The organism is Microcystis sp. M083S1 (assembly GCF_020246405.1).
Taxonomy (GTDB): domain Bacteria; phylum Cyanobacteriota; class Cyanobacteriia; order Cyanobacteriales; family Microcystaceae; genus Microcystis; species Microcystis aeruginosa_C.
The window spans coordinates 1-11023 of sequence record NZ_JADBTB010000253.1 but is presented as its reverse complement, the minus strand read 5'-3'; the positions used below and the strand labels follow the sequence as shown (position 1 = coordinate 11023).

Here is an 11023-nt window from a genome sequence, read left to right as displayed (position 1 = left end):
TGTCATCCGTTGTGATAATTGTACCAGAAGGCAATTGATAGCCTGTTAAATTCCCTTGTTTCCACCACCTCCAAGCCGTTCGATAACTTATTCCTGTTTTTTTTGCCTAGTCCGATAGTTTTGTCTGTACATATTACCATGAATGACTATATATGACCATATTTGTATTTAAACTTTACAATACCCCAGTTTCCGCTGCCGCTAATTTTACCGGCGGCTTTTAACCGATATTTTAGTTAAGTTTTGAGTTATTATTGACCATTGGTTAGGGGTTGAGAACATTTCTCCTCAGGCTGCCAATTCCCCGACTCTCCCACTTACTTTTTATTTTTTACTGACTCGTACCATGTTAGACCTAAAGCAAATTAGAGAAAATCCAGAGGAAGTGCAGAAACGCTTAGATAGTCGGGGAGGTAGTTATGATATTGCCCCTATTATCCAGTTAAATCAACAACAGAAGGCTTTAGAGTTAGAACGCAGCAGTTTACAGGCCCGGGGTAACGAAATCGGTAAACTGGTGGGACAAAAAGTGAAAAGTGGCAGCGATGTCAACAGTCCCGAAATTTTGGCAATGAAAACAGAAGGAAACGAGATTAAAAGTAAACTAGCTCAATTAGAACCGCAGGAAAAAGCCATTAAAGCGGCCATTGACCAAAAAATCTTAGATTTACCCAATTTACCCAGTGAAACCACTCCCATCGGTAAGGATGAACGGGAAAATGTCGAAGTCAGACGCTGGGGAGAGGAATATAAACCCACCAACCCGAATATTTTGCCTCACTGGGAAATTGGGGAAAAATTGGGCATTTTAGACTTTGAACGGGCAGTAAAGATCGCCCAGAGTCGTTTTGTTAATCTTATCGCCCTCGGGGCAGCCCTAGAAAGAGCTTTAATTAATTTTATGCTCGATCGCCATATTGTCGCCGGTTATACAGAAGTTTTACCGCCAATTCTGATCAATAGTGACTCCCTGCGCGGGACGGGACAACTGCCGAAATTTGCGGAAGAAAGCTTTAAATGTCGAGATGATGAGCTTTGGTTAGCGCCAACGGCAGAAGTACCGGTAACTAACCTCTATCGCGATGAAATCCTCTCATCGGAGCAATTACCGATCAAACACTGTGCCTATACCCCTTGTTTTCGTCGAGAAGCGGGCAGCTATGGCAAAGATACGAGGGGCTTGATCCGTTTGCATCAATTTAATAAGGTGGAAATGGTCAAAATCGTCCATCCTGACGCTTCTGCTCAGGAACACGAAAGTTTAGTCGCTAATGCGGAGGCAATCCTGCAAGCTTTACAGTTGCCCTATCGCGTGATTGAATTGTGTACTGGTGACTTGGGTTTTTCGGCGGCCAAATGTTATGACTTAGAAGTGTGGCTACCTTCGGCTAATACCTATCGGGAAATTTCCAGTTGTTCTAATTTTAGAGACTTTCAGGCACGACGGGCAAATATTCGCTTTAAAGAAAAAGGACAAAAAGGCACTAATTTTGTCCACACCCTCAACGGTTCGGGATTAGCGATCGGTCGTACTATGGCCGCTGTCCTAGAAAATTATCAACAGCCGGACGGGACAGTAAAAGTGCCGGAAGTGCTGCAACCCTATCTAAAACGGCAAGTTATTTGTTAATTTTTCTAAAAATGCTTGACAAAATGTCTTTATAGGGTTTGCTGAATAAATCTAAAAACCTTGTTGGGTAAGACTTTTAGACCTTTTGTCAATCAAAAAGTACCGGATATGGGAGTGATCAGGGGGAAAATTCAGGTACTTTTTCCCTGAAAATTAGGTAGTTGACCACCTGAAAATCGGTAAAACCCTACACCCCACACCCCACACCCTGCCCCCAAGAAAAACTTTTTGCCGCAAACCCTATATAGTGCATTTGAAAAAGTTGCGCTTAACCCCACTCTAGAATTGCCTGTTTTAAGGCTCCTTCGGGCAAATTGGCGGGATCAAAAGACTCACCCGCTTCTATTCTGGCTAAAGCTTCAAAAAAAGCCCTCACACCACTGGCAGGTCCCGATGGGTGGTCCATAATTCCGGTTCCCGCATTGAGGATAACATTACGTCCGTAATCCCCAAGGACCTGGGGAACAATACCGGGACGAATACCGGCCGAGGGAACCGGAAAAACGTTTCTATCGCGCAAAATATCGCGAATTTTGCCCTCCTCCCGGGGATCGAAGGGTAAACTACCGTAAGCGGCGGGATATAGCACCGCATCGGCTCCTGCGTGGGCCATCATCGTCCCCAAAACCACAGAATAGGCTAATCCCGTATCAGTACCGGCACACATCGCCCCAGCAAAGGCAGGATGGGCGAAAATAGGAACATCGATCGCCGGATCACTGGCTAAAGCTTCTAAAACGGAAAAACCGTAGGTAAGAACGTTTAATAACAGGGCATTAGCCCCATGTTTCACCAATAAACGGGCTTTTCTCTGCAATTCGTCCGCTTTTCCAGTGACATTGACCGCATAGAGAACATTTCTACCGGTTTGCTGCCGCACTTCCTCCAAAACTCGGCGACAACAATCTAGGCGCTCGTGGGTGGGAGCCACGGGAAGATCCGCCATGATTTCATCATCTTTAATCACGTCTAAGCCAGCAAAAGCCACTTCTCGCAGGATATCGGCGTGATCTTGCGCTGATAGTCCTAAAGCGGGTTTAAAAATTGCCATAACTAGAGGTCGATCATAAACCCCCAAACGTTGCCTAATTCCTGTGATTCCCAGCTTGGCTTTTGTGCCGTAGCTTTCGGGGAGATACACCCCCACCACTTTTCCGGCTCCAGCCATGGAATATTTGCCGAAAATCATGGTTAAAAGACTGGCGATGTCATTTTCAACGTTTATCTGGGGAAAACGCACCCTAGCCACCTTATAACCGTCGGCTTCCTCCCTGATCCCCACCACTTCCGCTAGGTGTTGTTGCAGCTGCTCTTGACGATGACTGTGGCGCTCGCTCCAAGTGCCGGCGGTTTGACCGATAGCGATCGTTTTTGCCTGTTTTTCGGCATTAATAGCGGGCGGAAAGCGATAATCGACAATTATGGTCATAAAAGGTAAAAAAAGGGAGTGGGAATTATAAATTATAAATTATGAATTATGAATTGGGGAGGTGGGGAATTGGGGAATTGGGGGAGGTGGGGAAGTGGGGAGGTGGGGAAGTGGGGGAGGTGGGGAGGTGGGGAAGTGGGGAAGTGGGGAATTGGGGAATTGGGGAATTGGGGAGCCTTTTTTCAGTAAACAGTAATGGGTGAACTGACAACTGATAACTGATAACTGATTACTGATTACTGATGGCTTCGATCGATTTTCTTAGCTATTGACAAGGGTTCCCCTAAAAGCCTACAAGTATTTTGGATAGGTATGGCCATTGAGGAACCGACCAAAATATGAAAATAAAGACAAGATTACGCGAATCGGGCAAATTTTTCTTAAAAAGCGGCGCTAGTATTGCCCTAGCACTATTTTTAATCTTAAGTCTGTTCACGGTTAAGGGGACTGCCCCTGCTTTGGCTGTGCTTGCTCAGGGTGATGCGGTAACGGATCCCACTGCTATTTTACGCAATGCCTTACCCATAGATAATAAACCAATTCGTCAAGTGCAACAATCGATCGAAGATATTGCCAAACATCTGCGGGCCAAGCGTTGGAGTCCGATTAAAAAAGATGTCAAGGATGCCAATTATGCCCTTTCTACCAAAAGCAAGGCTATCTTAGATAGTGTTCCCGAAGCCAGTAAAAGCCAAGGGGAGGAATTAATCGAAAAACTCAAAACGGGAGTGGCAGCCCTCGATACGGCCGTAGAAGCGAAGGATAAAGAGGCAGTTTGGTCAACCAGACGGGAATTGCTCAATCATATCACCGCTTTAGAAGAATTAATGGTGGTGGGTTTTCCCTTTAACGTTCCCCCGGAATACGCTAACTTGCCGCAATTGCGAGGACGTGCCACCATAGAGATGCAGACCACCAAAGGAGATTTAACCATCGTTGTGGATGGTTACAGCGCTCCGATTAATGGGGGTAACTTTGTGGATTTAGTCCAACGGGGTTTTTATGACGGTTTACCCTTTATTCGCAGCGAAGATAATTTCGTTGTGCAAACTGGGGATCCCGTCGGTGCAGAAGAGGGGTTTATTGACCCGAAAACTAAACAATATCGCTCTATTCCCTTAGAAATTTTGATTAAAGGGGAAGAAGAACCAGTTTATGGCAATACTCTCGAAGAATTAGGGATTTACTTACCCAGTCTCGCCTTACCTTTTAACGCTTTTGGTGCGGTGGCCCTAGCACGTCCGGATACTAATCCTAATGGAGGTTCCTCGCAATTCTTTTTCTTTAAATTCGATAATGAATTAACTCCTCCGGGGTTTAATCTCATGGATGGTCGTTATTCGGTTTTTGGCTATTTAGTCGAGGGAAAAGAGGTGTTAGAAGAACTTACCGATCAGGATAAGATTATCAGCGTTAAAGTGGTTTATGGCTTAAATAATCTCGTCCAACCTAGCTAGGGTGGGGGTTTTTAACTGGGTTTTGTTAAGGCACAGAGATTAGTATAGATAGGGGAAGCAGCTCAGATTCTGGGTACTTCCCCTGATACCCCTAGGGTCGTTTCATTCTCTCATCGGAATAAATATCTGAAAATTTTTCAAAACGTCGTGCTTTGTAGGGTTGATTCATGAATCAACCCTACCCTTAATCCCCCCTTGATCCCCCCTTAATCCCCCCTTGATAAGGGGGGTGCCTGACAACTTTTAACATCTACCCACTTAAGATTATTAATTCTGCAATCTATGGCCCTGATTATTATTGATTTGATGGCGGCAAAAGTTATTTAATTAACATCAGTTTTATCTAAGTTCCCCGTTCCCTTAATCCTAGTTTCATATCGTCAATCAGCAACGCCTAGGGAGAATTGGTTGATAGCCAAGGTCTAAGAGATGACAGAGTTGGTGATATAGTAACTAAAGATCACACTTAAATCTAACCTTGCCATAGATGCACAAATCTCGAATCTGGCAACCCCAAAAATCTCCCGTCTCTAACATCAGTTTTAGCGATGAAATGAGGTAAGAATTTTGACCAAAATACTTAGCGATCGCATTGCCGTTTATCTGCTCATCGGTGGACTCCTGTTTAGAATCATCATCGCCCTGGGGCTTTATCCGGGGTACGATGAGGCATATTATTACGTTTACAGCCATAATCTGGATTGGAGTTATTTCGATCATCCGCCAATAGTAGCGATTTCCACGGGTTTTGGGACTTGGATCACGGGATTAGTCAATCAATTTACCATTCGCTTCGGTACTCTCCTCCTCTATACTGGCAGCCTCTGCTTACTATATCTGACAGCTTTAAAATTGTTCAGTCTGCCGGTCGCCAGAATGACTTTAGCGATCGCCACTCTCATCCCCATCTATGGGATCGTCTTCGGGATTCTTTCGCAGCCAGATAGTCCTTTAATCTTTTTTTGGTCATTAACAGTCTATTTAGCTGCCCAAGAATTCTGGCCAATTCGGGGAAAAAACTATCATCCTAGCTATCGTCTCGCTTATATTGGACTTGCCGTAGGATTGGCGGTTTTAAGTAAATATCACGGCTTTATTTTGGGTTTTGGTTTAGTTTTATTTTGTCTGACTACTCCCCGCTATTGGCCTGTATTTAGATCCCCTTGGTTGGGATTAGGATTTATTCTCTTTTTGATAACTTTATTGCCGATTATCTACTGGAATATTAACCATGATTGGATTTCCTTTCGCTTTCATTTAGAAGACCGTTTTTCTGGAGAACCCAAAAACTTTAATATTCTCGGTATTCTCTCGGTTGTTGGCATTAGTATCGCCACGATGTTTCCTCCTTTCGGTTTGCCGATGTGGTGGGTGACATTTAAAAGCTTTGGCGAACAAATTCCTAACTTTATCTCGAAAAAAAGATTTTTTCATCGAGAAGAAGAATCCCTAAAAAAATGGTTAATTCTCTCGGTTTCTCTGCCTTTAATCCTGGGAATGCTTTATGTGGGTGCTTCCCATTATCTCGCCCCTAGTTGGATTTTACCCGGGTTCTGGTCCTGCACGATTTTATTAGGAGAAAAGGCCACTACTTGGCAGCAATCTTCTCGAATCTGGGTAAAAAGATGGTTATGGGGATCAGGAATTTTTCTCGTTACTGTTTTATCTATAGCAATGCTTCACGTTACTTTTGGCACTTTCCAAAAACCTAGTCAATACGCAATCTTCGGGGGAATTATTGCCCCAGAACAAGACCCTTCTCGGGAAATTGTCGATATCGATCAACTGCGCCAAGGCTTTGCTAATTCGCCCGAATTATTAGCACTATTAAAAGATTCTAGCTTCGTTTTTACCCATAGTTTTTATGTGACAGCATGGCTAGATATGGCTCTTTATCCCCTAGTTCCTATTCCCGTCACTTGTTTTAACAACGATCAAAGGGGTTATCAAATTTGGTTTAATCCTCAAGAATGGATCGGTAAAAATGGTTTATTAATTACTACAAATAGTTCTCTAGAAAGACCAGAAATAATCGATCGCTACCGTCCCTATTTCCAAGATATAACTAAAGTAGCTGTCATTCCGATCAAGCGCGGTGGTGTCGCCATCGAACAATTTCATGTTTACCAAGCTAAAGGACTAATTAAAACTTATCCTTAAAATAGATCAATTAGTTCATCAATACTCCTGATTTCTATCTTCTGAATTTTGTAAACTTTTTAACTTTTTACTTGGTAAATATGTCCATTCATCGAGTGCGTATTGCTAGAGATAAAGGGGAATTTGTCCAGTCCTTAGTTAATTTTAATCAGGGAATTGGTCCTTTTCAGACCTATGCTGATGTCATCGCTTTTGCGGCGGCTTTAGGGGTAAGATATCAAGAGAGGCTGGCCATAGAAAATGTAGCGAAGGAACCCTCACCTATTAACCTGGAAATTTTTATTTCTCGTGGCTACGATACCCTAATCAAATTATTGGCAGTCAATGAATTCCAAGACACGAAAATTCTTTCTCCCCACGGGGTAGATTCGGAAGCTTTGCGAGTGACAATTTTCGAGGAATATGCCAACGCTGGTTTAGCAAGATTAGAACGAGAATTGCGCGGTGCGGTGGATTATACTGAAAGATTATTGTTAATTATCAGTCAAGAACGTTTTCGAGAAATTACTGCCACAACCGAATTCGATTTAGGCAGATTTTTGTAGTATAAATTCTAGTTATTCTCGCGAGAGGCAAAAAATCGATTGTAAAGCCTTTTATTGATCTCGTATAGTAACCAAATAATTAAAAAACAGACAGGGATAAATATCAAAGGTTTTTTAGTCAGTAAATTCGGCAAACTCCAGAATAGTTGATGCGGTTGAGTGACTAGATACCAACTATTCAGTCGGAGAAACCGTCCTAAATAGATACCGATCGCACTTAAAAAATGGAGAGTTATTTCTAGGGGTAAAACTGCTGAATTTAGCTGACTTTGCTGACAATAACTTTTTAAATTAAGTAAGGAGAGAACGTATAGCTGAAAGCCAATAAAAATAAAGATACTATACTGGGGAATTAAAACTAAAAAAATTAAACTTTTGGCGTAATCCTGCTGAACATAATAGATTAAATGAATACTATCGGTGAGAATATAGGGAGCATTGGGTAAAAAAAGCACAAAAACTAAGAGAATTAACCACCAGACTAGGGAACGATCGAGGGTGGTCCGAAATAGCCAAAAGCTGAGGATAAAGGGGATAAAGGCCAGAAAAGAATTCCAGACAATCCTCGCGGTACTAAGGTTAAATAATTGCCAAGCACTGTGCCACCAATCCCTAGTTAAAATCATCGTTAAATCTGCCCACATCATCCCTTAAATACCAGTCTCCTCTGGGGTTGATAAATATCCTAACCAATTTTTTAAAGATTCCGGGAAAGGGATTCTTTTTCTAGCGGTGGGATCAATGCAGACATGGCGGGTTTTCGCTTTTCCCACCATGATTTCAGTCAAATAAATTTTATACTGCAATTGAAACTCGTTTTCGCTCAGGGATCGGGCAGTGAAATCAATCTCTATGCGATCACCACAAAAAAGAGGCCGAAAAAACTGGATTTCCGCTTGAGTAATCGGTAGGGCAACCGGAGAATCTTTAAAAAAATCCTTGATATTGATGCCAAATTGTGCCAAGGAAAACTCGTAGGCTTCATGACAGATCGAGAGAAGATGGGCAAAGTAAACCACACCAGCTGCATCGGTATCGGCCAGATAAATTAGGCGTTCATAGGGCATAAAAAGCTTATTGTCTTTCCAGAAAGGTTAAACTATCTTGTAGTTGTCTTAACTCGTCCCGATGGGCTTTGACAGTTAATTCCGTTTGCTGAGATTTGCTTTCTACTTTAAAAGCCACTTCTTCTAAACGGCCGACTTTTTGCCAATAGAAAACACCGGCGAGGGGAGATAAAGCCACAAGAGCAAAAATATAGGGATTAGTATCGGGAAATAACACCGATAACACCAGTGAGAAGCAAAATAAACCCAAGGCTGCCAAAATTGTCAAAAATATCGCTAGAAAGGGGCTAGGCGGCACAAAACCCTGTAATCTGACAATATTCTGTTCGGGTTCGATCGCCTTGACTTGATAGGAACGTCGGTCAAAATAATTTCGCAGTTGTTCTAATAGTTGGTCGTCACTGGTACTGGTAAGATAGACACGCTGTTCGATACGCTCCTTGACGGAACCGCGAATAAAAAAGAATAATCCCACCATGAGCAGGAGAGTCAGAAAAAAAGTTGAGGAAAGAACGGGGGTATCCATGGCGGCAGTTAGGAGCGAAAAAACTTACAATTAATCCTAATTATCCTAACCTATCTTCTCCCCCGATTTAGAAGATAGACCCTAGGAGCAAAACCTCGATCGAGAATCAGAAAAATTTAACCCCAAGGCAGATTCATGGGCAACAATCTATTAACAGGATTAATCGAACCCTTACAGTATAGTTTCATGCAGAGATCCCTAATTGAAGCTATCATCGTCGGGATCATCTGTGCGGTGGTGGGAACCTACCTGATGGTACAACGTTTGGCCCTCTTGGGCGATGCCATCAGTCACTCGGTCTTACCCGGATTAGCGATCGCTTTTATTGGTAATTTTAATCTTCTCCTGGGTGCTTTACTAGCCTCAATGGTCAGTACCCTACTGATTAACTTAATCCGTAATCGTTCCCCAATCAAAGAAGATGCGGCCATGGGTATCGTTTTCTCGGCTTTTTTCGCCCTTGGCATCACCCTGATCACTCTCATCCAAAAAAACAACAAAATTGACCTTAATCACTTTCTCTTCGGCAATATTCTCGGTATTACTGCTGCTGACATTCGCGATACCCTAATTATTGCCGTTATCGTTTTATTAACCGTTTTGCTCCTGTATAAAGAACTATTATTCTACACTTTCGACAAAATCGGGGCGCAAGCGGCGGGTTTACCGGTAAATTTATTAGATTTAGGCTTAATGCTCCTGATCGGCCTGACAATCGTTGCTAGTCTCCAAGCGGTGGGAGTAATCCTCGTTTTGTCCCTTTTGATTACCCCGGCAGCCACTGCTTATCTTTTAGTTACCCGTCTTCATCAAGTCATGGGTTTAGGTGTGGGTGTGGGTATTATTTCTAGTATCAGTGGGATGTATTTAAGTTATTACTGGAATTTACCCTCCGGACCGGCGATCGTGCTTGTCGCTTTTACCCTATTTATGTTGGCCTTTTTATTCAGTCCCCGTCAAGGAATTTTCACTCATCCCGCTAGTCTAGGTGGTCAACTTTCTATCTGGGTAGAGATGAAAAATTTGTTGAGACGGCGTTAGTTTGCAGGAGAAGGTGGTAGTGACCAAAAAAAGCGGACGGCCGAGATAACTGCGATAATTTGCCAGATTTTTCGAGGCTCTTACCCTGATATTGTGTTAATTTTATCGTTTCATATTGTACTTAAGCGACATACCAGACCACAGCATTAGGTTAATTCTTCCCCACAAGAATCTGATATTGGAAAATAGCCATTTGACCTCTTGTATTGGGTAGCTCTTGGATTGATTAGCCTGTACAGCTAGTCTCCGCTAATTTCTACCAATGTCTCACCAGCAGCTAAAAGTTCTAAAGCCCTGGGTAAAGTCTCACTCAAGATTTCACGCAACCGGGCATTAGAGGTATTGCCACAAGTCAGCCAAATAATTTGTGGGGGCGAACCAAGTCGCTCAACTAAATCTACAAAATCGCTGTCTTTGGTCATTAGGATAGCTCTTTGAGCTTTTGCAACCTGAAAGATTTCAGTATCTGGCTCTTCGGTTTGTGTTATGCAATGGACTGGGTTTATAGGGGATGGAACCCTTATGTAGAAAGGCATTTGGCAATTTTTGTCAATTGTTTTTGACCTAAAGCGAACTCATCAATTAAGTCTCTTGCCAGATAAGGATTTAGTCAATTTATGCCCCCCTATCGAACCATACCAAGTAACGAAGAGCCCAGTATCTTCAGCATCTCTCAGTCCAAGATCACGCAAAGCCACAGCTTCAATCTCAAGTGTAGTGCTAATCCAGGTTGCAATTGCAGGAGACAAATGTGCGTCAACCCAAATTGTCATGCCACTAAAACCGGGTGATTAAGCTTCCGCGAGGCATATAAAAGCGCTGCTTTCAAATCATCTGCCTCAAGATCAGGCATTTCATCTAGAATTTCTCTCGCGCTTAAACCTGCCGCAAATAGATCTAACACATCTGATACCCGGATTCTCATTCCTCGAATACAGGCACGACCACCGCACTGCCGAGGATTAACTGTAATTCTTGAAAGCAATTCCGCCATTACAAGGTAGCTCTTACGATCTTTACCTTTATTGCTGAACTTCCCCCCATACATATATACTATAATAGCCGAAAACCCTTATCCATCAATGGATGTAACCCCTTAACTTTTCTTAATGTACCCATGTAATTTGTAACATTTCTTAATGGACAAGAATTCTCTCCATTTGCTAGA

Annotated in this window: 11 protein-coding genes; 5 read left to right on the top strand and 6 right to left on the bottom strand. The window is 42.8% G+C overall.

Annotated elements, in window-relative coordinates:
• Window positions 1–346 precede the first annotated feature (346 nt).
• The gene (gene serS, locus IM450_RS22345; protein WP_287667055.1) at window positions 347–1630 is read left to right on the top strand and encodes a serine--tRNA ligase; all 1284 of its coding nucleotides are present in this window, start codon (window positions 347–349) and stop codon (window positions 1628–1630) included.
• Window positions 1631–1898: 268 nt separating this feature from the next.
• Here serS and IM450_RS22340 read toward each other — a convergent pair whose 3' ends face one another.
• On the bottom strand, window positions 1899–3059 hold the full coding sequence (locus IM450_RS22340) for a 2,3-diketo-5-methylthiopentyl-1-phosphate enolase (RefSeq protein WP_287667053.1): 1161 nt from the start codon (window positions 3057–3059) through the stop codon (window positions 1899–1901).
• Between the two features lie 338 nt (window positions 3060–3397).
• Here IM450_RS22340 and IM450_RS22335 point away from each other — a divergent pair, with 338 nt between their 5' ends.
• The 3 genes from IM450_RS22335 (at window position 3398) to IM450_RS22325 (ending at window position 7221) form a co-directional block, all read left to right on the top strand.
• Complete coding sequence (locus IM450_RS22335; RefSeq protein WP_287667051.1) at window positions 3398–4516, top strand: peptidylprolyl isomerase; 1119 nt, start codon at window positions 3398–3400, stop codon at window positions 4514–4516.
• Window positions 4517–5083: 567 nt separating this feature from the next.
• Window positions 5084–6676 (top strand): ArnT family glycosyltransferase, encoded by a 1593-nt coding sequence (locus IM450_RS22330; RefSeq protein WP_002801871.1) that lies wholly within the window; start codon window positions 5084–5086, stop codon window positions 6674–6676.
• Window positions 6677–6756: 80 nt separating this feature from the next.
• Complete coding sequence (locus IM450_RS22325; RefSeq protein WP_287667048.1) at window positions 6757–7221, top strand: DNA phosphorothioation-associated protein 4; 465 nt, start codon at window positions 6757–6759, stop codon at window positions 7219–7221.
• An 8-nt stretch (window positions 7222–7229) separates the two neighbouring features.
• Here the strand turns inward: IM450_RS22325 and IM450_RS22320 are convergent, their stop codons facing one another.
• Genes IM450_RS22320 through IM450_RS22310 form a run of 3 tightly spaced genes read right to left on the bottom strand, consistent with a single transcriptional unit; the run spans window position 7230 to window position 8814 of the window.
• Window positions 7230–7868 (bottom strand): DUF1361 domain-containing protein, encoded by a 639-nt coding sequence (locus tag IM450_RS22320; protein WP_287667045.1) that lies wholly within the window; start codon window positions 7866–7868, stop codon window positions 7230–7232.
• A 3-nt stretch (window positions 7869–7871) separates the two neighbouring features.
• Window positions 7872–8288 (bottom strand): acyl-CoA thioesterase, encoded by a 417-nt coding sequence (locus tag IM450_RS22315; protein ID WP_287667042.1) that lies wholly within the window; start codon window positions 8286–8288, stop codon window positions 7872–7874.
• 7 nt (window positions 8289–8295) lie between these two features.
• Entirely contained in the window at window positions 8296–8814 is a 519-nt protein-coding gene (locus IM450_RS22310; RefSeq protein WP_002801877.1) for a cofactor assembly of complex C subunit B, read from the bottom strand.
• 135 nt (window positions 8815–8949) lie between these two features.
• Here IM450_RS22310 and IM450_RS22305 point away from each other — a divergent pair, with 135 nt between their 5' ends.
• A complete protein-coding gene (locus IM450_RS22305) occupies window positions 8950–9855 on the top strand; it encodes a metal ABC transporter permease (protein ID WP_287667038.1) in 906 nt (301 codons plus the stop codon).
• A 239-nt stretch (window positions 9856–10094) separates the two neighbouring features.
• Here IM450_RS22305 and IM450_RS22300 read toward each other — a convergent pair whose 3' ends face one another.
• Window positions 10095–10391 carry a DUF5615 family PIN-like protein gene (locus IM450_RS22300; RefSeq protein WP_287667035.1) on the bottom strand — a complete coding sequence of 99 codons (297 nt, stop codon included), beginning with the start codon at window positions 10389–10391 and terminating at the stop codon, window positions 10095–10097.
• Between the two features lie 233 nt (window positions 10392–10624).
• Complete coding sequence (locus IM450_RS22295) at window positions 10625–10849, bottom strand: DUF433 domain-containing protein (protein WP_002734651.1); 225 nt, start codon at window positions 10847–10849, stop codon at window positions 10625–10627.
• Window positions 10850–11023 lie beyond the last annotated feature (174 nt).

What these genes read in the sequence shown, in the direction of transcription:
- IM450_RS22325 (WP_287667048.1), top strand. Translation starts at nt 6,757, where the DNA reads ATGTCCATTCATCGAGTGCGTATTGCTAGAGATAAAGGGGAATTTGTC.
- IM450_RS22310 (WP_002801877.1), bottom strand. Translation starts at nt 8,814, where the DNA reads ATGGATACCCCCGTTCTTTCCTCAACTTTTTTTCTGACTCTCCTGCTC.
- serS (WP_287667055.1), top strand. Translation starts at nt 347, where the DNA reads ATGTTAGACCTAAAGCAAATTAGAGAAAATCCAGAGGAAGTGCAGAAA.
- IM450_RS22305 (WP_287667038.1), top strand. Translation starts at nt 8,950, where the DNA reads ATGGGCAACAATCTATTAACAGGATTAATCGAACCCTTACAGTATAGT.
- IM450_RS22300 (WP_287667035.1), bottom strand. Translation starts at nt 10,391, where the DNA reads ATGCCTTTCTACATAAGGGTTCCATCCCCTATAAACCCAGTCCATTGC.
- IM450_RS22315 (WP_287667042.1), bottom strand. Translation starts at nt 8,288, where the DNA reads ATGCCCTATGAACGCCTAATTTATCTGGCCGATACCGATGCAGCTGGT.
- IM450_RS22340 (WP_287667053.1), bottom strand. Translation starts at nt 3,059, where the DNA reads ATGACCATAATTGTCGATTATCGCTTTCCGCCCGCTATTAATGCCGAA.
- IM450_RS22320 (WP_287667045.1), bottom strand. Translation starts at nt 7,868, where the DNA reads ATGATGTGGGCAGATTTAACGATGATTTTAACTAGGGATTGGTGGCAC.
- IM450_RS22335 (WP_287667051.1), top strand. Translation starts at nt 3,398, where the DNA reads ATGAAAATAAAGACAAGATTACGCGAATCGGGCAAATTTTTCTTAAAA.
- IM450_RS22295 (WP_002734651.1), bottom strand. Translation starts at nt 10,849, where the DNA reads ATGGCGGAATTGCTTTCAAGAATTACAGTTAATCCTCGGCAGTGCGGT.